21 protein-coding genes and 1 tRNA gene are annotated in these 20,576 nt (G+C 67.2%); 11 read left to right on the top strand and 11 right to left on the bottom strand.

What is annotated here, in order from left to right; all coding sequences use genetic code 11:
* Entirely contained in the window at positions 1-840 is an 840-nt protein-coding gene (locus ACCQ10_RS19225) for an SPOR domain-containing protein (RefSeq protein ID WP_372361602.1), read from the top strand.
* Positions 841-872: 32 nt separating this feature from the next.
* A tRNA-Thr gene (locus ACCQ10_RS19220) sits at positions 873-948 on the top strand.
* Positions 949-1,223: 275 nt separating this feature from the next.
* Here ACCQ10_RS19220 and tmk read toward each other — a convergent pair.
* From tmk to ACCQ10_RS19195, 5 genes are all read right to left on the bottom strand, one after another.
* Positions 1,224-1,892 carry a dTMP kinase gene (tmk, locus tag ACCQ10_RS19215; protein ID WP_372361601.1) on the bottom strand — a complete coding sequence of 223 codons (669 nt, stop codon included), beginning with the start codon at positions 1,890-1,892 and terminating at the stop codon, positions 1,224-1,226.
* A gap of 506 nt (positions 1,893-2,398) precedes the next feature.
* Entirely contained in the window at positions 2,399-2,938 is a 540-nt protein-coding gene (locus tag ACCQ10_RS19210) for a GTP-binding protein (protein ID WP_047692844.1), read from the bottom strand.
* Complete coding sequence (locus ACCQ10_RS19205; RefSeq protein ID WP_372361600.1) at positions 2,935-3,852, bottom strand: hypothetical protein; 918 nt, start codon at positions 3,850-3,852, stop codon at positions 2,935-2,937. The genes ACCQ10_RS19210 and ACCQ10_RS19205 overlap by 4 nt, the downstream gene beginning before the upstream one ends.
* Before the next feature lie 94 nt (positions 3,853-3,946).
* Positions 3,947-4,306: a roadblock/LC7 domain-containing protein gene (locus ACCQ10_RS19200; RefSeq protein WP_047692840.1), complete on the bottom strand. Its 360-nt coding sequence runs from the start codon at positions 4,304-4,306 to the stop codon at positions 3,947-3,949.
* Positions 4,307-4,372: 66 nt separating this feature from the next.
* On the bottom strand, positions 4,373-4,825 hold the full coding sequence (locus ACCQ10_RS19195; protein ID WP_039404601.1) for a roadblock/LC7 domain-containing protein: 453 nt from the start codon (positions 4,823-4,825) through the stop codon (positions 4,373-4,375).
* Positions 4,826-5,158: 333 nt separating this feature from the next.
* On the opposite strand from ACCQ10_RS19195, the gene rocF reads away from it, so the two are divergent.
* The 7 genes from rocF (at position 5,159) to ACCQ10_RS19160 (ending at position 11,613) form a co-directional block, all read left to right on the top strand.
* Entirely contained in the window at positions 5,159-6,082 is a 924-nt protein-coding gene (rocF, locus tag ACCQ10_RS19190) for an arginase (RefSeq protein ID WP_039404638.1), read from the top strand.
* A gap of 109 nt (positions 6,083-6,191) precedes the next feature.
* Positions 6,192-6,344 carry an entericidin A/B family lipoprotein gene (locus ACCQ10_RS19185; RefSeq protein ID WP_039404598.1) on the top strand — a complete coding sequence of 51 codons (153 nt, stop codon included), beginning with the start codon at positions 6,192-6,194 and terminating at the stop codon, positions 6,342-6,344.
* Positions 6,345-6,421: 77 nt separating this feature from the next.
* Complete coding sequence (locus tag ACCQ10_RS19180) at positions 6,422-6,556, top strand: entericidin A/B family lipoprotein (protein WP_372361599.1); 135 nt, start codon at positions 6,422-6,424, stop codon at positions 6,554-6,556.
* 239 nt (positions 6,557-6,795) lie between these two features.
* On the top strand, positions 6,796-7,005 hold the full coding sequence (locus ACCQ10_RS19175; RefSeq protein ID WP_039404591.1) for a CsbD family protein: 210 nt from the start codon (positions 6,796-6,798) through the stop codon (positions 7,003-7,005).
* A 182-nt stretch (positions 7,006-7,187) separates the two neighbouring features.
* Entirely contained in the window at positions 7,188-8,477 is a 1,290-nt protein-coding gene (locus tag ACCQ10_RS19170) for a tryptophan--tRNA ligase (protein ID WP_372361598.1), read from the top strand.
* Positions 8,478-8,670: 193 nt separating this feature from the next.
* Positions 8,671-9,609 (top strand): MBL fold metallo-hydrolase, encoded by a 939-nt coding sequence (locus ACCQ10_RS19165; RefSeq protein WP_506191968.1) that lies wholly within the window; start codon positions 8,671-8,673, stop codon positions 9,607-9,609.
* A 351-nt stretch (positions 9,610-9,960) separates the two neighbouring features.
* Positions 9,961-11,613, top strand: coding sequence for a M28 family metallopeptidase (locus ACCQ10_RS19160; protein ID WP_372363174.1), 1,653 nt, complete (start codon positions 9,961-9,963; stop codon positions 11,611-11,613).
* A gap of 273 nt (positions 11,614-11,886) precedes the next feature.
* Here ACCQ10_RS19160 and ACCQ10_RS19155 read toward each other — a convergent pair whose 3' ends face one another.
* On the bottom strand, positions 11,887-12,276 hold the full coding sequence (locus ACCQ10_RS19155) for a Rap1a/Tai family immunity protein (RefSeq protein WP_372361597.1): 390 nt from the start codon (positions 12,274-12,276) through the stop codon (positions 11,887-11,889).
* Positions 12,277-12,396: 120 nt separating this feature from the next.
* Between ACCQ10_RS19155 and yedA the strand changes: the two genes are divergently transcribed.
* Both yedA and rarD read left to right on the top strand, forming a co-directional pair.
* On the top strand, positions 12,397-13,293 hold the full coding sequence (gene yedA / locus ACCQ10_RS19150) for a drug/metabolite exporter YedA (RefSeq protein WP_372361596.1): 897 nt from the start codon (positions 12,397-12,399) through the stop codon (positions 13,291-13,293).
* Positions 13,290-14,207, top strand: a complete 918-nt coding sequence (gene rarD, locus ACCQ10_RS19145; protein ID WP_372361595.1) for an EamA family transporter RarD — start codon at positions 13,290-13,292, stop codon at positions 14,205-14,207. Before yedA ends, rarD begins: the two co-directional genes overlap by 4 nt.
* 79 nt (positions 14,208-14,286) lie before the next feature.
* Here rarD and ACCQ10_RS19140 read toward each other — a convergent pair whose 3' ends face one another.
* The 5 genes from ACCQ10_RS19140 to ACCQ10_RS19120 all read right to left on the bottom strand — a co-directional run bounded on the left by ACCQ10_RS19140 (position 14,287) and on the right by ACCQ10_RS19120 (position 20,385).
* Positions 14,287-15,402, bottom strand: a complete 1,116-nt coding sequence (locus ACCQ10_RS19140) for an alpha/beta hydrolase family protein (RefSeq protein ID WP_372361594.1) — start codon at positions 15,400-15,402, stop codon at positions 14,287-14,289.
* Between the two features lie 180 nt (positions 15,403-15,582).
* The gene (locus tag ACCQ10_RS19135; RefSeq protein ID WP_372361593.1) at positions 15,583-16,908 is read right to left on the bottom strand and encodes an ABC transporter permease; all 1,326 of its coding nucleotides are present in this window, start codon (positions 16,906-16,908) and stop codon (positions 15,583-15,585) included.
* A 7-nt stretch (positions 16,909-16,915) separates the two neighbouring features.
* On the bottom strand, positions 16,916-18,076 hold the full coding sequence (locus ACCQ10_RS19130) for an ABC transporter permease (RefSeq protein ID WP_039404569.1): 1,161 nt from the start codon (positions 18,074-18,076) through the stop codon (positions 16,916-16,918).
* Between the two features lie 12 nt (positions 18,077-18,088).
* A complete protein-coding gene (locus ACCQ10_RS19125) occupies positions 18,089-18,778 on the bottom strand; it encodes an ABC transporter ATP-binding protein (protein WP_039404566.1) in 690 nt (229 codons plus the stop codon).
* Between the two features lie 362 nt (positions 18,779-19,140).
* Positions 19,141-20,385 (bottom strand): efflux RND transporter periplasmic adaptor subunit, encoded by a 1,245-nt coding sequence (locus tag ACCQ10_RS19120; RefSeq protein ID WP_372361592.1) that lies wholly within the window; start codon positions 20,383-20,385, stop codon positions 19,141-19,143.
* Between the last annotated feature and the right edge of the window lie 191 nt (positions 20,386-20,576).

The raw sequence follows: 20,576 nt of genomic DNA, 5'->3' as shown, positions 1-20,576 counted from the left end.
ATGTACGTGCGCGCGCTGATCGTTGTCCTGCTCGTCCTCAATGCCGGGGTGGCGTCATGGTGGGCGGTGCAGCCGCCACCGGCGCCACCGGCCGCGCCGCCGCAGCCGGCCGGTGTGGCCCGGTTGGACGTGCTGCCGCCGCGTGCCGCCGCCGCGATGCCGCCAGCGCAGGAGACCGCTGCCGCGGCTGCGGATGTGCCCCCGGCCGCTGCGCCCGTCCCGCCGCAAGCCGTGGCGACTGCGGCGGTGGCGCCCGCCTCGGCGCCGGCGCCTGCCACGGCCAGGCCGGTGCCCGCGCCCACCGACAGTGCGGTACCGGCGAATAGCGCTTCCACCGCTGCCAAGGTGGCGACTGCGGCTGCAATGCCACCGACGACACCACCGAATCCCGAACGCTGTGCCAGCTTCGGGCCTTATGCGGCACGTGGGGATGCCGACGCGGCGCTGACGCGCCTGCGTGGGCAGGCCGCCCGCGCAAGCCTGCGCGAGGACAAGGACGCCGGTGTCAGCACGTTCCGGGTGATGCTGCCCAATGTCGGCGACCGCGCGGCGGCGCAGGCGCTGGTCAAGCGCATTGCCGCCGCCGGCATCGGCGACTACTACGTCATCGCGCAGGGCGAGGACAACACCGTGGCCCTGGGGCAGTACCAGAGCCGCGAGCGCGCCGAGCGGCGCCAGGCGAGTCTGGTGGGCGCAGGCTTCCCGGCGCAGCTGGTGCCCAGCGGTACCGTCCAGTCGCGCTGGTGGATCGATGTCCGCAGCGCGGCCACGGCCGCCGCGTTGCAGGGCGCAGCCGGCGCAACGCGGCAGCGATCGCTAGATTGCGCCGCGCTGCGCTAGAATGCGCACCGGCGCGCAATGCGCCTGCCTTTGCCGGCATAGCTCAGTTGGTAGAGCAACCGCCTTGTAAGCGGTAGGTCCCCAGTTCGAATCCGGGTGCCGGCACCATCCTGCAGAGATCATCCCCCAAAGTTCGACCACGCTGATCGTGCACGCGTGTGGGCTGTGCCGTGCCGGACGCCTCAGCGGCGGGCGCCGCGTGCGATGCGCCGTGGCATCGATGCACACATTGCCTCGTGCGCACCGACCAATCTCCCACAATCTGCCGGACAACAGGGCTGGTCACGACGTGGTGCGTGTCCCGGCTGCGCGAGGTGTGACTCGGGTCGGCTGGGCCGCCCTGTCTGGCCTGAAGCGCGCAGCCCCCGCGCTGCGCCCAGCGATCAGGCGGGACGGCCGGCAGAGAGCAGCTGGAGCGCAGCCGTGCCGGCGTCGCCGCTCACGCGCTCGGCCAGGGCGGCCACAACGATGGCGAGGGCGCGGCGCAGCACGCTGTCGGCGTCGGCGCTGGCGTCCAGCACGTGTTTGCCCGGCAATTCCAGTGCGGCAAAAATCGCGCGGCAGCGCTCCAGGTTGTCCTGGGTTTCGAAATGGTTGGGTGCGTCGCCGCGGGCGCGGATACGGGCCAGGCCGGTGGGAGGCGGCAGGTCGAGCAGCATCAGCACATCCGGGCGCGGTGCGAAGGCGTTGCGTTCCAGCAGTGCGTCCAGTGGCAGGCCGGCGGCGCCCTGATAGGCGACCATCGAAGGAAAATAGCGGTCCAGGATCACGATGTCGCCGCGCGCCAGCGCCGGCGCGATCAGATTGTCCACGTGTTCGTGGCGATCGCGGATCAGCAGCTCGGCCTCGTCGTCCGCGCTCAGGCGCCCGGTGGCTGCGGATTGACGCAGTTGGGTGCCCCAGGGGCCATTGGTTGGCTCCTTGCTGGAGACCACGCGTGCGCCGGCGGTCTGCAAGGTGGCTGCCAGGCTGCGCGCCAGCGTGGTCTTGCCGGCGCCGTCGATGCCTTCGATAGCGATCAATAGCCCGCCGGGCTTCAGTTCGATTGTCATCGCGCTACTTTATCTGATCGTGACGATGGATCAGTACCCGCAGCGCGGCGGCAACGCCGGCCCGGGCGCTGTCGACGCTGGACGAGCGAGCACCTGGCGATACACGATGGCCACTGCCGCGGGCGCATGCCTGCAATGAGCAGTGGACGCCGCGGTGCGGCGGCTTCGAGGGCATCCCACGCGCCATCCCCAAGCTCATGACGCAACTCCAATCCCGAATCCCGGCCCTATTGCCAAATACTTATTACCGATATGTCCAGCGCGATGTCGGAATCGTCCCGATGTCCCGGCCGCTGCCCCCTGGGCATACTGAACAAGTCAGACGTAGCGCTCATTCGTGTCATGACTGAGTCGCGTTTCTGGCTTCAAGGAAGAAGGACGCGTCGCCGCCACCCTAGAGGCGGCATCCCCCGCGTGACGCCCTCTCAGGCCCGTCGTGACCGGATTCCTTGTTTATCGGTGCGGTTTATCGGTCCGTGCACGGCACGCGTTCGCCTTACGGCCGATCACGTCGCCGAGGTATAGCGATAGGACAGCAGTGATTTCACCAGGAAGGTGATCTGGGTGGCCGAACGCGCATCCACGCGCATCACCGGGATGCGGAAGCCTTCGGCCACCAGTGCCTCGCGGAACGGCGGCACCAGGAAATCCTCGACCTCATCGGTCATGGTGATGCCCACCGCCAGGCTGGCCTCGGGCGCGATCTGCGAAAACTCGCGCAGCAGGGCCAGGGTGGCCTCGAGCATCTGCGGATCGCGCGCATTGGTCAGCACGATCACGCCCAGCGCACCGTCGCAGACCAGCGGCCACATGAAATCCAGATATTTCTGCCCGGGCACGCCATAGACGTGCAGCAGCTCGCCGTCTTCCAGCTCGATCGAGCTGTAATCCAGCGCGACCGTGGTGTAGGTCTTGTCGCCGTAGGCATCCTGGCTGAGCGGCATTTCGGTGCTGACCGGCTCCACATCGGAGATGGCACGTACCGCCGTGGTCTTGCCGGCGCCCATGCCGCCAACGAACACCAGTTTGTTGGCTGGAAGACTCATGACTGCGCCTGAAAGAGTGAGAGGCCAAACCGACGTGCGACCCAGGAAAAGAACCGGGAATTGCTGCTGTCCGGACGACGCGGCGTAGAAGGCACGGGAATCTCCGCAGTCTGGGCAAGGCCGCTGGCAAGCGCAGCGGCGAACAGGCATTCCACCGTTTGCAGCGGGAGCTTGCAAGCATTGGCCAGGGCCTGCGGACGCCACGGGCGCGCATGCAGGTGGGCGATGGCCAGCAGGTGTGCGGGCGAGCTGGTGTCGGCACTCAGCTCGGGCCACTGACGCAGTTGCAACGCATGCGCCGGCTCCACCGCCGGCAGCGCGGGGCGCAGATGCTCGGGCAGGGCGAAGTACAGCGCTTCGAAGGAGAGCCGTTGGGGCAGCGCGACGTCGGCGTCGTCGGCCACACGCTGCCAGCCGGGCCGGTCCAGGGCGGCCACCAGCGCGGGCAAGCCGATGCCGGCCGGCAGATGCACGCAAGCGTTGGCCGGTTCCACCCGCACCTGCAGGCTTGCATGCCGCACCATCACCGTGCCGGGCCCGAATTCACCGCGGCAATGGCGCAGCAGCAGTGCCGGTTCGGCCACCTGGATGGTGTGCGGGGAGGACAGCAACAGGCGCATCTGCTCGTTGAGTTCGCGCACCGTGGCGCCATGCTTGAGCCAGGCGCCGGCAACCGGTGTGCGCGAGACCACCAGCACCCGCACCGGCTGGCCCTGCAGCGCCTGCCACGCGGCCAGGCCGTCGGCGGTTTCCAGACCCAGCACCACCACGTCGGCCGCATGCTGCGGCCACTCGCCCAGCTGCACGTCGATGCGCTCGGCAAGCAGCAGCGAACACGCCAGTTTCAGGCGCGTGGTGTGCAGCAGGTCCAGGCCGGCCGTGGCGACCCGCATGGCGTGAATGGGTGTGGTCATGAGTGGGCGCCGTCGTGGCGCAATGGAGCGACAACGCCTGCCGGTACGTACCGGCAGGCAGGGAAGGCGACGCGCAGGCGCCGCCCGTCGGGCATCAACCGAAATCCAGGGTCTTTTCGAACGCCTTGAGCTCGTGGCGGGCCATCGCCAGATTGGCCTTGGCGCGGTCCAGCACGACGTACAGGAACAAGGTGGGGTTGCTCTCCAGCGGGCGCAGCAGGTGGTACTGGCGCGACAAGGTGATCAGGATGTCTTCGATGGTGTCGTTCAGGCCGAGCTGCTCGGCGATGCGGCGCTTGGCACGCACCACGTCGGTATTGCCGGCCGCGGCCAGCTCGAGGTTGAGCTCGGTGCCGCCGGTCATGCCCAGCGCCATGCCGCTATCGCTGTCGACCAGCGCGGCGCCCACGAAACCGGCGAGCGAATGCAGTTGTTCCAGAGTGAGTTTTGACATTGGTGGTCCCCTTCCAAACGGTGAGAAAAATCGGTGCGCTCAGGCAAGCACGAACAGTGCCAGGCCTCAGCCGGCCGGCTGCGCCAGAGCGGTGGCCAGGCGGCCGGCGCAATCGCGCGCATTGAACAGCAGCGCGGCGGCATTGAGGTCCGGCCCGCCCACCGCCGTCAGCGTCAGCGGCTTGTCGGCGCGGATGCGGATCAGTACCAGCTGCCCCCCGCGGGTGCTCACGGTGGCGTAGTCCGCCTCGCTCAGGCGCGACTCGCGCGCCAGGGTCTCGCCCAGGGTGAGGAACGAGTTGGCCATCGCCGCCAGGCGACGTCCATCCACGTCCAGGCTGGAGTGTTCGGCGATGGCGCGGCCATCGGCGGTGGACAGCATCAGCAGGCGGATGCCGGGCTCGCGTTCGATGGTCTGCGCAAATTCGCGCCCGATGCGCTGCAGGTCGTACTGATGCGACGCGCGCGCGACTTCACCCACGGCGGCCTTGACGACCTGGTTGACGGCGTTGTGCGGCATGAAGATCCCCTGTTGCTGATGGCCCGAGCGCGTGCGTGGTGCATGTCCTGCGCTGGCCGGCGCACCATACCATCCAGGTATAAGCGCACAGTCACACCAGCCACAGCGGTTTCACTGGGCGGTCAGACAAGCAGAATCTGCAAAGTCCAGCGCGCCACAAACTGCCGTGGCACGTCACAGTAACGGCGCGGCGAGGCAGATCTAAACCCCTCGCCTCCGCCAGCTGGATGAGGCCGGCAAGCCGATGCAGGCGACATGCCGTGCTGCGCTGCCGCGCGTCAGCGCCCGGGCGCGCCACTAGACTGCACGGCTTTCTCGATGCTGGAGCAATGCATGGCAACGCAGTACCTGCCGGTTTCCCTGATAGGCGTTCCCACCGACATCGGTGCCGGCCACCGCGGCGCACGGATGGGGCCGGAGGCGCTGCGCATCGCCGGCTTGCAGGAGGCCCTGATCGGCCGTGGCGTGGAGGTGCGTGATCTGGGCAACCTGGATGGCCCGCGCAATCCCTGGCAGCTGCCGCAGGCCGGCTACCGGCATCTGGACGAAGTGGTGGCCTGGAACCAGGCGCTGATGGACGCCAGCTATGCCGAACTGCAGGCCGGGCGCATGCCGATCATGCTCGGTGGTGACCACTGCCTGGGCATCGGCTCGATCACTGCGGTGGCCAGGCACTGCCGCGAGCAGGGGCGCCCGTTGCGGGTGCTGTGGCTGGACGCGCATTCGGATTTCAACACCAGCGAGGTGACCCCGTCCGGCAATGTGCACGGCATGCCGGTGGCCTGCCTGTGCGGGCTGGGCCCGCAGGCGCTGACCCACCTGGGCGGCAGTGCGCCGGCGTTGTTGCCCGAGCAGGTGCGGCAGATCGGCATCCGCTCGGTGGATCCGGAGGAGAAGCGCCTGATCAAGCAGCACCGCATCGACGTCTACGACATGCGCTACATCGACGAAGCCGGCATGAAGCGCACCATGGAGGCCGCGCTGCAGGGCATGAGCGCCGAGACCCACCTGCATGTCAGCTTCGATGTGGATTTCCTCGACCCGAGCATCGCGCCGGGCGTGGGCACCACGGTGCCCGGTGGCCCCAACTACCGCGAGGCGCAGCTGGTGATGGAGATGATTGCCGACACCGGCCGCATGGGATCGCTGGACATCGTCGAACTCAATCCGGTGCTGGACAACCGCAACGCGACCGCCGAACTGGCAGTGGATCTGGTGGAGAGCCTGTTCGGCAAGTCGACCCTGATGCGAGATTGATCCAGCGCTGAACGTGGCGTGCTGCCGTTCACATCAAATCCACGTGTGCGCAGTCAGATTTGGCGCCAAGCGAGGTGCGACCGCACCGGGCGCAGACCGAGGAAGACCGATGAAGCGACTGCTGACACTGATGGTGCTGGGCCTGTTTTCGGCCGGCGTAATGACTGGCTGCAACACCATGGCCGGCGCCGGCAAGGATATGCAGGGTGCGGGCGACAAGGTCGAGAAAACGGCCGAGAAATGCAGCGACGGCAAGTGCTGATCCCAACGTCTTGCGTGTGATGTGTTCGATTTGATTGATCTGCGGCAACTGGCCGCTTACCTACGAAGGAGTCTGTTATGAAGCGTGGAATTGTGCTGCTGGTGCTGTCGGTGTTGTCGGTCGGTATGCTGTCGGGTTGCAACACCGTCGCAGGCGCGGGCAAGGACGTGCAGGGCGCCGGCGAGAAGGTGGAAGACGCAGCGCGTAAGTGATCTGACGCCGCATGCAAAAAAACGGGCCGCAAGGCCCGTTTTTTTTGCGCCCAGCCTAGGCCAACGCGAAGGCTGCACCGCAGCTGTGCGGTTGCCCGCGATCGGTTGAAGGTATGGCGCGTAGGCAACGGTTCAGTGCGGTGATCGCCGGCTTGACACCTCTTGATGAGCAACGAACGCATCCGGGGGCACCCTGATTCCACGGTCAATCGCGGCCGCATCGCAGCGGAGTCAACGCAATGAACACTGACATCATTTCCGGCAAGTGGACCCAGCTCAAAGGCAAGATGCAGGCGAAATGGGGCGACCTCACCGACGACGATTTCAAGGTTGCCGAAGGTAACGCCGAATACCTGCAGGGCAAGCTGCAGGAACGGTATGGCTGGGACCGCGACCGTGCCCAGACCGAAGTCCGCGCCTTCGAAAAATCCTTGCGCGACGACACCTGACCCATAACGCGCCGCTCCCGGCGGCAAGCGGTGTTGCAGACCACGGGCCGCCACTGCGGCCCGTTTCTGCGTGTGTGGGCGGGTGACAGGAATCCGGTGGCAGCAACACACCGCTGGCAGCCACCCGATAGGCACGGCGCGGAACCGCTAAACTTGCACGCTGACTTCCTGGCACTACGCAGATGACCACTCGCGTCCTCACCGGCATCACCACCTCCGGCACCCCGCACCTTGGCAATTACGTCGGTGCGATCCGCCCGGCCATCCAGGCCAGCGCCGCCGCCGATGCGGAAAGCTTCTACTTCCTTGCCGACCTGCATAGCCTGATCAAGGCGCAGGACCCGGCGCGTACCCAGCGCTCCACGCTGGAGATCGCGGCCAGCTGGCTGGCCTGCGGCCTGGATCCGGACAAGGTCTGGTTCTATCGGCAGTCCGATGTGCCCGAAACCACCGAGTTGATGTGGTTGCTGACCTGCGTGGCCGGCAAGGGCATCCTCAACCGCGCGCATGCCTACAAGGCGGCGGTGGACAAGAACCGCGCCGACGGCGAGGACGACGATGCGGGCGTGACTGCCGGGTTGTTCATGTACCCGGTGCTGATGGCGGCCGACATCCTCATCTTCAATGCGCACAAGGTGCCGGTGGGGCGCGACCAGATCCAGCACATCGAGATGGCGCGCGACTTTGCGCAGCGGTTCAACCATGTGTACGGCCGTGATTTCTTCACCTTGCCCGATGCGGTGATCGACGAGCAGGTGTCCACCTTGCCGGGCCTGGACGGCCGCAAGATGAGCAAGAGCTACGGCAATACCATCCCGCTGTTCGCCTCGCGCGAGGAGCTGCGCAAGCTGGTGTTTTCCATCCTCACCGATTCGCGCACGCCGGGCGAAGCGAAGGACACGCAGGGCTCGGCGTTGTTCCAGCTGTATCAGGCATTTGCCACGCCGCAGGAAACCGCCGCCTTCGCGCAGGCCTTTGCCGATGGCATCGGCTGGGGCGATGCCAAGCAGCAGCTGTTCGAGCGGATCGATCAGGAGATCAGCCCGTTGCGGACGCGCTACGAGGCGCTGATGGCCGAGCCGGCCAAGATCGAGGCGATTCTGCGCGCCGGGGGCGCACGCCTGCGTGCGCGCTATGCCACGCCGCTGCTGGCCGAGCTGCGGCACGCGGTGGGTCTGCGCGACCTGGCCGATCAGGCCGGCCCTGCCGTTGCGCAGGGCGGCGACAAGCTCGCCTTGCCGGTGTTCAAGCAGTACCGCGGACCCGATGGCCAGTTCTATTTCAAATTGAACGATGGTGCAGGTGCACTGCTGCTGCAGAGCGACGGGTTTGCCTCGCCGCGCGATGCCGGTCAACTGATCGCACGGTTGAAACAGGCCGAGCAGGTCAGCGATCTGCAGTTGCCGGGCGTGCATGCGCAGGTCGAGGCAGCGCTGATTCTTGCGGCGATGCGGGCACTGCGAGAGGCATGATCGACGCACGCGCGCAAGGGGTGGCGGCCTTGCGCGCATTGTTGACCACATCGCGCACGCACTGCGTGCTGGCCAAGCGCGCGCCGGCCCTGGGGTGGAGGCTGTTAATTCGTCGTTGCCTGGAACCGGCGGCACAGCATCTGCGCACTCCCTGCGCCTACACTGCGGTGGTCCAGGGAGCGACGGGGTAGGAATGACAGCAGTGGCCGATTCCAGCATCCACACCATCGATACCGGTTTTGGTGGTGTGCAGTTCGATGCGGCGTATCTGATCGTGGAGGCGCATCGCGCGGCGTTCGTCGATTGCGGGACCTCGCACTCGGTGCCGCACCTGCTGGCGGCCCTGCAGGCGGCAGAGCTGGCGCCGGCGCAGGTGGAGTGGTTGATCCTGACCCATGTGCATCTGGATCACGCCGGCGGCGCCGGTGCATTGCTGCAGCATCTGCCCAATGCCCGCGTGCTGGTGCATCCGCGTGGCGCGCCGCACCTTGTCGACCCCACGCGGCTGATTGCCGGCGCCACCGCGGTGTATGGCCAGGCCGAGATGGCGCGCAGTTATGGCGCGATCGTGCCGGTGCCGGCCGAGCGCGTGGTGGAAGCGGCCGATGGCCACTGCGTGCAGTTGGGCGAGCGCCCGCTGTTGACACGCGACACGCCCGGACATGCGCGCCACCATCTGTGCGTATGGGATGCGCGTAGCCGCAGCTGGTTCACCGGCGACACCTTCGGGCTGTCGTATCGCCAGCTCGACAGCGCGCAGGGCGCCTTCATTCTGCCGACCTCCTCACCGGTGCAGTTCGAACCGGAGGCGATGCTGCAGTCGATCGCGCGGTTGATGGATACCGACCCGCAGGCGATGTATCTCACCCACTACGGGCGGGTCGAATCGCCTGCACCGTTGGCGCAGGCGCTGGTGCAGCAGATTCATGCGATGACCGAGATTGCAGTGGGCTGTGCCTCGCGTGCAGACCGCCACCGTTGCCTGGTGGCCGCACTGACGGAGCTGTATCTGGAGCGCGCACGGCAGCACGGCTGCCTGCTGGACGATGCGGGCGTGGAGCAGTTGCTGGGTACCGATATCGAACTCAACGCGCAGGGGCTTGCGTGCTGGCTGGACCGCGCCGCACGCTGAGCCGACGACCTTGGCGCTGATGGCCTTGCGTGTGCGGGGGCCGGCCAGCGCTGCCGATGACGCGCCTGGCATCTGTGTCGATTGCGGCGCTGGCCGCATTGCGCGATGTGCTGCAAGCCGCGTCGCACCGGTGGCCGATGCCTGATCGCTGCCGCTGATCATGCCACCGTGGAGCCGTGATGCCTGGTAGCTGCAGCGCGTACGCGTAGTGGTCAGCGTCTGCGCGCGCCGGGTTTGCAGCGCCGCCGCGCGCGGAAGCGAACCGGTGGCTGCGGTATCGCGCTCCCGATCGGGCCGCGCGCTTGTAAACTGTCTGTCATCCGTCCGTTGCAAGGCCTTACCGTGAATCCGATGCGCATCCTGCTGTTGTCCGCCTGCCTGTTTGTGGGAGGTGTGGCACAGGCCGCCAACGATCTGCCCGGTGGCGGCATCGATGCCGAGGCGTTGTCGCGGCATGTGCGCCTGCTGGCATCGGACGACTTCGAGGGCCGCGCGCCGGCCAGTGCCGGCGAGCAGCGCACCGTCGATTACCTGGTCGAGCAGTTCAAGGCTGCCGGGCTGCAACCGGGCGGCGAGGAGGGCAGCTGGACCCAGGCAGTGCCGCTGGTGCGCGCGCAGGTCGATGGCCCGGTGCGCGCGCGCCTGCGCGTGGGCGGCAAGACGCAGACGCTGGTCAACGGCACCGATGTGACCTTGCAGAGCCTGCGTCCGCAGGCCGCAGTGGCGCTGAAGGATGCGCCGCTGGTGTTCGTGGGCTACGGCATCAGCGCGCCGGAGCGGCAGTGGGACGACTACAAGGGCGTGGACCTGCGCGGCAAGATTGCGGTGGTGCTGATCAACGATGCCGACTTCGAGAGCGCGCAGCCGGGTGCGTTCGATGGCAAGGCGGTGACCTACTACGGCCGCTGGACTTACAAGTACGAAGAAGCCGCGCGGCGCGGTGCGGCCGGGGTGCTGATCGTGCACGAAACTGCGCCGGCCGCGTACGGCTGGGCCACGGTGCAGAGTTCGGGTCTGTCGCCGCTGTTCGATATCGAACGCAGCGATGCCGATGCAAAGGCGCAGCACGTGCCGGTGCGTGGCTGGATGCAGCGCACGCTGGCGCAGACGCTGTTCAAACAGGCAGGGCTGGATTTCGAACAGGCCAAGGCGCGCGCGCAGCAGCGCGATTTTGCGCCCGTCGCGCTGGGCGATGCCACGCTGTCGGTGGAGTTCAAGCTCAAGCGCGAACGGGTGGTCACCCATAACGTGGTGGCCAAGCTCACCGGCAGCCAGCACCCGGACGAGACGGTGATCTTTTCTGCGCATTGGGATGCGTTCGGGATCGGCAAGGCCGATGCCAGTGGCGACACGATTCGACGCGGTGCGGTGGACAACGCCACTGGCGTTGCCAGCGTGCTGGAACTGGCGCGCGTATTCGCCGCCGGCCCCAAGCCGCAGCGCACGCTGTATTTCATTGCATTGACCGCAGAGGAAAAGGGCCTGCTCGGTGCCAATTACTACGCGGCGCATCCGCTGGCGCCATTGGACAAGACCGTGGCGGTGCTCAACATGGAGATGTTCAGCCCCGATGGCCCCACCCGCGACATCGCCTCGTGGGGGCGTGGACGGGTGTCGCTGGAAGGCGACCTGGAGACGGCCGCCAAGGCACGTGGCCGCACGTATTCGCCGGACCCGAATCTGGAGGCGGGCTTCTTCTACCGCGCCGACCATTTTGCGTTCGCGCGCATGGGCGTGCCGGCGATCACCGCCGGCCCCGGCCTGGACATGCTCGAAGGCGGCGTTGCCAAGGGCAAGGCGCTGCGTGACCAATACTTCGCCGATTGCTACCACCAGCCCTGCGACCGCTGGACTCCGCAGTGGGATGCCAGCGGGCACGCCGCCGATACCACCCTGGTCTATGACGTGGGCGTGGCACTGGCCAACGGCCGCCAGTGGCCGAGCTGGCAGGATGGCTCGGAGTTCAAGGCGATCCGCGCGCGCAGCGATGCGGCGCGCAGGTAAGGGCCGCTAGAAAACGGCTGCGCAGCCAGCAGGCGGGCGCGGCGGTTGCCTGGAATCGGACTGCGCCACGTGGACGCTCCGGCTCCGAGCATGCTGTCCGCACTCCACACGTGCCGCACGACGGCTGGTGCGCCGCTGCAGAGCGTGATGGCCGCGGTGTCCGCCGCGTTTCGCTAGCGCGGCTTCATGCCTGCCTTGCGCTGGTGCGACGCCGAGGGCATCGGCGCAGCACGGCCTCATGCAGCGCTTTGCAGGCGACTTCCTGCAAGCGTTCTACTTGCGGCACGGATAGCGTTTGGCCAGCGCCTGGACGATCAGGCCAGGTGCGGGCTCATCCAGGCGCGCGTCGGGCAATGCGCTGAGATCGGCCAGCACCACTTGCAGATCCGGCGGGCCGGCCTTGCCTGCGGGCATGCACCACTGCGTGCGGTAACTGGCGCTGGCCACGCCCAGCAGGTAGGCGCCGGCGCGGCTGGCCGACACCATGACCTTGAGTTCGGGCTGCCCGGGTGCGTCGATCTCCGGTGCCAGCGAGCCGTCCAGCCCGGCATCGATCAGCGCATGGCCGGTGAGCTCCCAGGGCTCGGGTGCACGTGCGGCGGCTGCGGTGGTGGAGAACAGGGCAAGCGCGACCAGGGCCAACCAGGGAGTGCGACGTGGCATGGGCATTCCATCGTGATGAGCGTCGAGCGCACCATACCGCGTGCGCTGCGCACCGTCTGTGCGGTGTCGGCGCGTGCAGGTGATCTAGAATTGAAGCTTCCGCTGCAGTTGGCAGGTCCGATGTCTTCCTCTCACGACGCTGCCGCACCCGCGCGCAGCGGGTTGGTCGTTCTCGCGTTGTTGCTGGTGTATGTGGTCTGGGGCTCGACCTATCTGGCGATCCGCTTCGCGCTGGAAGGCGGTGCGCAGCCGTTGACGATGGTGTCCGGCGCGCGCTTCATCATCGCCGGCAGCGTGCTCTACGGCGTGCTGCGCTGGCGCGGCGTGGCGGCGCCCACGCGCGCGCAATGGAGGAACGTGGCCTTGATGGGCGCGGCGCTGTTGCTGTTGGGCAACGGCATGGTGGTGCTGGCCGAGCGCAGCGTGTCCTCCGGCCTGGCCGCCACTGCAGTGGCCTCGGTGCCGTTGTGGATGGCCTTGTTCGGTGCCCTGCGCGGCCAGCATGCCAGCGGCGGCGAATGGTTGGGCATCGTGATCGGATTCCTGGGCGTGGTGTGGCTCAACGCCGGCAGCAGCCTGACCGCAACGCCGGGCGGGCTGGTGCTGCTGCTGATCGCGCCGATCGGCTGGGCATTCGGCTCGGTGTGGTCGCGGGGCCGCGACCTGCCATCGCCGTTCATGACCGCCGCCGGGCAGATGCTGTGCGGCGGCGTGTTGCTGGTGAGCACCGGGCTGTTGATCGGCGAGCGGCCGCAGGCCTGGCCCACCCCGCAGGGGTTGATGGCGGTGGCGTACCTGTGCGTGTTCGGCTCGATCGTGGCATTCACCGCCTATGTCTGGCTGCTGCATCACGTGCGCCCGGCACTGGCCGGCAGCTATGCCTACGTCAATCCGGTGATTGCGGTGGCGTTGGGCGCGTGGCTGGGACACGAGCGTTTCACCGCCCACGACATCGGTGCGATGGCGGTGATCCTGGCCGGCGTGCTGGTGGTCACCCTGGCCAAGGCGCGGCGATGAGCGCGGTCGTGCCGGTGTCGGCGGTGGAGGCGCAGCGCGGTCTGTTGATGACCGCCGCGAGCTTCGTGATCTGGGGACTGGTGCCACTGTATTGGCACCTGCTCAAGGTGGTGCCGTCGCTGCAGATCATTGCGCACCGCATCGTGTGGAGCGCAGTGCTGGTCGTTGCGTGGCTGGTGGCGACCTCGGGGCTGCATTGGTGGCGCACGATTGCCGCGCAGCCGCGCGCGCTGTGGATGCTGGCCGCCAGCAGCGTGGCGATTGCCTTCAATTGGGGCCTGTATATCTGGGCCATCAATGCCGGGCATGTGATCGAAGCCAGCCTGGGCTACTTCATCAATCCATTGCTGAGCGTGTTGCTGGGCGTGCTGGTGCTGAAAGAGCGCCTGCGTGGCATCCAGTGGCTGGCGGTGGCATGCGCTGCCGCGGGCGTGCTGTGGCTGACCGTCGATGCCGGTGCACCGCCGTGGATCGCGCTGGGGCTGGCGATCTCGTTCGGCCTCTACGGGTTGCTGCGCAAGCTGGTGTCGGTGGACCCGGTGGCCGGGCTGGGTGTGGAGAGCGTGTACCTGTTCGTGCCGGCACTGCTGCTTGCCGCATGGGGCGAGCAGGGCCATGGCGGCGCGTTCTTCAGCGGCTGGGACCTGCGAACCGACCTGCTGCTGATCTTCGGTGGCGTGGTGACGGCGGTCCCGCTGATCGGATTTGCGTACGGCGTGCGGCGGATCCCGCTGTCGCTGGTGGGCATCCTGCAATACATCGGGCCGAGCCTGCAGCTGTTGCTGGGCGTGTGGTTCTTCCATGAGCCGTTCGACCAGGGACGTGCGATCGGGTTTGCGGCGATCTGGCTGGGCTTGCTGCTGTTCGTCGGCGACAGCGTGGTGCGTTCGCGGCAGCCGGTGGTCACGCACTGAGCAAGCGCCGCACTGCAGGCAGGGCGTGTGGCCTTGATCAGCGCGACGGCCTCGCATCCGGGCGCCGCGCTGGCCCCGATCAACTGCGTGGCATTGCCAATGGGCTGGTCACTGCCAGCGTGGCAGCGGGCAGCGCCGGCGGTGCGGGGCAATGACCGGGGTCGCGTTGCACCTGCGCCAGCCAGTGATCGATCGGCCCGCCGAGCAGGTCCAGCCGTAGCGGCAGGCTCAGATGGTTTTCGCCGGGAAGCTCGACGTAATGCGCACGCGCGCTGGCCAATGCCAGTGCGCGGCCATGCGCCACCGGAATGTGCTGATCGGCATCGCCATGCAACAGCAGCACGCAGCTGCGCGTGTCGGCCAGGGCATGCGCGACATCGACATGGTCCAGGTCCAGCTTGAGCTGGGTATCGGCGGCGGCGATCACCGCATCGATATTCTGGTCGGCATAGCGCCAGCGCGCATAGGCCGCCACCGCCTGCCCGCGCCACCCGTGCGGCTGGCTGGCGAGCAGGTGCGGCACCATGTCACGGATGCCGCGACCGGCATTGGCAAAGGATTCCATTGCCACCACGCCGGCAATGCGCGGGCCAAGCTTGTCGGCGGTAAACAGCGCCGTGGCCGCACCATAGGAAATGCCGAACAGGGACAGCGGCCCCTGGATCTCGCCACGCGGCTGCAGTGCGTTGAGCACATCGATCACATCATCGGACTCGCGCGTGCCGTAGCCCGACGGGCCGCCGCCGGAATGGCCGTGGTTGCGCAGGTCGATGGTGACCACCCGGTAGCCGGCCTGGGCCAGCTGCAGCGACCAGGGCAGCAGCGAATCGCCATCCATCATCCAGCCATGCAGCAGCACCACGGTGCCACGCGGCGTCGGCGGCGGCGTGGTGGGCACGCTGAAGCCGAAGTCCACGTCAAGCGCATGCGCCGGGTCGTGGCGCTGGCCCAGGTAGCGGTAATGCATGGCGTACTGGCCGGGATCGATCGCCCGCCAGAAGATCGGCACGCCATCGCGCGTGACCACATGCCCGCTGCGGTTGGGCACCGTGGCGATGGTGGCGGCAATGCGTTCTTCGTCCAGCAACGGCGACACGCCACCGGGCGCGACCAGGCGCTCGCTGAGCGAGGTCGAAGAGGAAGAACAGCCGGCCAGCCACAGGCAGGCGCAGGCCAGCAGAATCAGGCGCGTCATGGCGAAAATCGATGGATGCAACGGCCGGGCAGGCTACGGCCTGCCGGCCCGCGCATCTACCGCACTGCGGTGACAGAACCATGACAGCCTGCAATACATTCAGCTGCCAAGCGCATCGCCTTGCTCGGCTCTACGAATCCCCAATCCCCACTCTCGAATCCCGGCGGGCCAACGGCCCGCCTACACCTCACGCAACGCCGTGGTGATCGGCAACCGCGCCGCGCGCAATGCCGGGAACAGTCCGCCCACCAGCCCGATGCCCAGCGCCCATTTCAGCCCGCTCCACAGCAGCTCCGGCGAGACCTTGAACTGGAACACCACCTGGCTGAAGTTGTTGCCCAGCGTGGAGACGGTATAGCCGTTGAACACCGCCCAGGCGATCAGCCCGCCCAGCAGCCCGCCCAGCAGTGCCAGCAGCATGGTTTCCAGCATCAGCGCCATGATCACCGGCGTGCCGCGAAAGCCGATGGCGCGCATGGTGGCGATCTCGCGCGCACGCGTGGCCACTGCCGCATACATCGTGTTGAGCGCGCCAAACACCGCGCCCACCGCCATGATCGCGCCGATCACCGTGCCCAGGATGCTGATCAACCTGTTCAAGCTGCCGCCCTGTTTGCCGTAGTAGGCGCGGGTGCTTTCTACATCCAGCTTGAGCCGCGGGTCGGCGGCCATTGCCGTCTTGAACTGCTCGAAGCCGGCCTTGCCGCTGGTGCGCGCGGTGATCGATTGGTACGCACGGCGGTTGTAGGTGGTGGCCAGCGTCTGCGCATCGGTCCACAGCTCCGAATCGTGCGCATCGCCGGAGGCGAAGACACCGACCACCGTCCATTGCTGGCTGCCCAGGGTGAGCGTCTTGCCCGGCTCCAGCCCGCGGAACTGATTCAACGCGCCCTTGCCGACCACGATTTCGCGCAGGCCGGTGTTGAAGCGGCGGCCCTGCACGATCCTGACCTTTGGGTGCACCGCCCAGGCCTGTTCGCCCACCCCGCGCAGCTGGGCGTTGACGTCGGTGCCATCGGAGCGGGAGGCGACGTTGACCACCTGCGACAACTCCGGCGAAACCATCGGGCGCCCGTTGGCATCGGTGGCGATGCCCGGCAGGCTGCCGATCAGCGGCACCAGGTCGCGGGTGATCACCGAGTTGGTCTCGGCCTGCGAGCCGCCGCGCAGGACAATCGCGGTGGTGTCGTCGCCGGTGCTGTTGAGCGTGGCCTGGAAGCCTTGGCCCATCGCCAGCATCGCCACCAGCACACCGACCACGCCGGCAATGCCGACCACGATCACCGAGGTGGAGCCCCAGCGTTGCGGCAGGCTGGCGATGCCGATGCGTGCAGCGGCCAGCGACAGGCGACCACTGCGGGTGGCGACCAGCCACACCGCCAGCAGCACCGCGACCGGCGCCAGCCAGATCCACGGCAGCGCGATCCACAGCCCCAGGCCGAGCGCCAGCAGCACCACGGACACCACAGTGACGCCACGATCTTTCCATTTGCGTTGCATGTGCATGCTCCTGTCAGCGGCCGGCGAGGGCATCGACGATCTTCAAGCGCTGCGCGCGTAACGCCGGCAGCACACCCACCACCAGGCCGATGCCGACCATCAGGGCCAAGCCAACCAGCCAGGTCTGCAGCGGCACGCTCTGTGTGGGCATCAGCCCGCCGCTGCGTGCGGACACCGCCGGAATCACCAGTGCCGCCAGGCCCATGCCGATCAGCCCGCCCAGGCCGATCAACAACACCGACTCGATCATCACCAGGCTCAGCACCGTGCGGTCCTGGAAGCCCAGCGTCTTGAGCGTGGCCAGCTCCGGGATGCGTTCGCGCACCGCCTGGGCCATGGTGTTGCCGGTGAGCAGCAGCAAGGTGAAGAACACCGCGGCCATGATGGAGGTGACGATCAGGCCGATATCGGCGAACTGCTTGACGAAGGCCTGCTGAAACGCCGATTCGGTTTGCGACTTGGTTTCGTGATCGGAGTTGGCCGACAACGCATCGATGGCCTGCGCCACGCGCGAGGCCTGGTCGGGGTTGCTCAAGGTCACCGTCAACCAGCTCACCTGGTTCTTGATGTAGTCGTTGGATTCGTCGAAATATTTCCAGTTCATCATCAACTGGCGTTCCTGATTGGCCGCCACGGTGCGGTCCTTCATGCGAAAGATGCCGACCAGCTGCAGCGGCCAGTCGTTGCTGCCGCCACGCGGAAAGATGGTGGCCTGCAACGGGATGGTGTCGCCGATCTTCCAGCCATGTTCCTTGGCCAGGGCTTCGCCGACCACCGCACCGGTGCGCGTGGTCTGGAATGCCTTGAGCTGGTCCTTGGGCAACGCGTATTCGCTGTAGACGTCGAAGAAGTTGGGCGCCACCGAAAAATTGGGGAAGAAATTCTTCGGGTCACGGTAGATGCCGCCAAACCACATCGCCGAAGTCACATCGCGCACGCCAGGCACGCTGCGCACCTGTGCTTCCAGGCGGATCGGCAGCGATTGGGTGATGGACAGGCGCGAGGCCACCACCAGCCGATTGACCCCGCTGACGCTGCCGCCGGAGGTAAACGCCACCCGCACCGAATCGAGCATGCCGAACAGCAGGAAGGCCGCCACCACCGACAACAGCGTCAGCAAGGTGCGCGTCTTGCTGCGGAACAACTGCGCCCACACCAATGACAGATACTTCATGGCAGCGTTCCTTCAGAGGACGAGCGGCGCATCGGCCAGCTCGCCCTTGTCCAGATGGATGGTGTGGGTGGCGTATTCGGCGGCCTTGGGGTCATGGGTGACCATGACGATGGTCTTGCCATGTTCGCGATTGAGTTCCTGCAACAAACGCAGGATCTCTTCGGCGTTGTGGCGGTCCAGGTCGCCGGTGGGCTCGTCGCAGATCAGGAACGTCGGGTCGGACACGATGGCGCGTGCAATGGCAACGCGCTGCTGCTGGCCGCCGGACAGTTCGCTGGGCTTGTGGTTGCGACGCTCCTGCAGGCCGACCAGGGTCAAGGCGATCTCTGCGTTGCGCTTGCGCTGCGCCGCATTGAGCGAGGTGAGCAGCAATGGCAGTTCCACGTTCTTCTGTGCGGTGAGCATCGGCATCAGGTTGTAGAACTGGAACACGAACCCGACGTGGTGGCTGCGCCAGGTGGCGAGCTGGCCGCCGCTCATGCGGTCGATGCGCTCGCCTTCGATCTCGATCTCGCCGCCGCTGGGGGTGTCCAGCCCGCCGATCAGGTTGAGCAAGGTGGTCTTGCCGGAGCCGGACGGACCCATCAATGCCACGAAATCGCCGCTGGCGATCTCCAGATCGATGCCGTGCAGCACCTGTACCTGCTCGGGGCCGCGTTGGTAGGTCTTGGTGATGTTGCGCAAGCTGACGAGAGCGGTCATGGCGACTCCTGTTGACGCAATGGGATGAGAGAGCGGTACGGCACGGCGACGGCGAGTGCATGCGGGGCGGTGCGGAGGCACGCGCCGCAGCGACGACGGTGAAGCGATCAAGCAATGGCGTGTTGCAGCGTGTGACGGGTAGCCAGATGCACCAACCCGCTGTGCCGCCGTCGCGCAGAACCTCCGTGGTCCATCGCGGCGGCGTCGCGCTCAACAGCCCACAGCGACTCCTTCAGACAGCGGTTTGGAATGCACTGACGACAATGTTTCGTTTCCGCTTGGAACAGCCGATGCAACGCGTAGCGATGACACGCCTGCCACGCAAGCACGCGACCCGACACCGCACTGCACCGCCTCGGCCATCACTGCGCAGCGTCCGCCTCAGCCTCGGCCACGGTGTCGCCATCCTTCAGCGCCTGCGGCGGATTCACCACCACGCTGTCGCCGGCAGCCAGTCCCGACAGCACCTGGCAGTCTTCGCCCATGCGCATACCGGTCGTGACGGCGCGCTCGCTGACGGTATTGCGCTCGCCCACCACGAAGACCACGGTGCGCGTGCCGCGTTCGACCAACGCGGCAGCGGGCACGCGCACGCCTTGCGGCTTGGCCGCCTCCTGTGGCTTGGCCTGCTCCAGAAAGCTCACCCGCACGCCCATCTCCGGCACGATGCGCGCATCCTTGACCTTGAGCGCCACCCGCACCTTCACCGTGGCCTTGCCACGGTCGGCCGTGGGGATGATGGCGATCACCTCACCGGGAATCTTCCACTCCGGATACGCGTTGAGCACCGCCTCCACCGGCATCTTCGGCTGCACGCGGCCGATGTAGGACTCGCCGACTTCCACTTCGATTTCCAGCGATTCCATGTCCACGATGGTGCCGATGCCGGTGCGGGTGAAACCGCCACCGGCCGAGAGCGGCGACACGATCTCGCCCGGCTGCGCGGCCTTGGCGGTGACCACGCCGGCGAAGGGAGCGCGTACCACATTGAAGTCCGAACGGATGCCGGCAATGGCCAGCTGATCGGAGGCCACCCGCACGTTGCGTTGCGCGTTCTGCAACTGTGCACGCAATGCGTCGCGCTGGGCGGTGGCCTGTTCGTACTGCGAGCGCGATACCAGCTGCGCGCCGACCAGCGATTGCAGTCGCGTGGCATCGGCATTGGCCACGGCCAGCTGCGCCTGCATGTTGTCGACCTGGCTGCGCGCGGCCGACAACTGCGAGGCCGACAGCGTACGCTGCGCGTCGGCATCCAGCGGGTCCAGCGTGGCCATCACCTGGCCCTGTTCCACCCGCATGCCTTCTTCGATCATCACCTCGCGCACCTTGCCGGTTACCTGCGCCGACACCGTGGCCATGCGCCGCGCCACCACGTAGCCGGAGGCATCCAGCACCGAGGCGCTGCTGCTGCCGGCGCTGATCGCCACCACTGGTGCGGTCTGCACCTTGGCCACCGGTGTGCGGGTGAACCACCATGCGGCAGCGGCCAGCGCGATGACGATGACGATGGCGGCGATGATCCAGCCGGTGCGGCGCGCCGGTGGCGGCGTGGCAGGACGCTGGCGGTCGATGCGGAGTTGTTTGAGCAGATCGGCGGAGGTGTTCATCGAGAACCAGGACAGAAGGCTGCGCAGAATGTGACTGCCTGCAAGGCGCGCCGCAAGCTGCCGGAAGTCACCACCTGCAAGGCGGCGACAAACGGTAGGACCTGCCGGGCTGCTGCAATTGCGCTGCAGCATGCAAGCTGGCGACGGCACCCACCAGTGACAGCTGTCACCTGCACGCCATGACAGGTGCG

Origin of the sequence: Xanthomonas sp. NCPPB 1325, assembly GCF_041477645.2 — a bacterium.
GTDB classification, from domain to species: domain Bacteria; phylum Pseudomonadota; class Gammaproteobacteria; order Xanthomonadales; family Xanthomonadaceae; genus Xanthomonas; species Xanthomonas cannabis.
The sequence above is the reverse complement of the archived record's forward strand: the minus strand, read 5'-3'. Positions and strand labels throughout refer to the sequence as shown.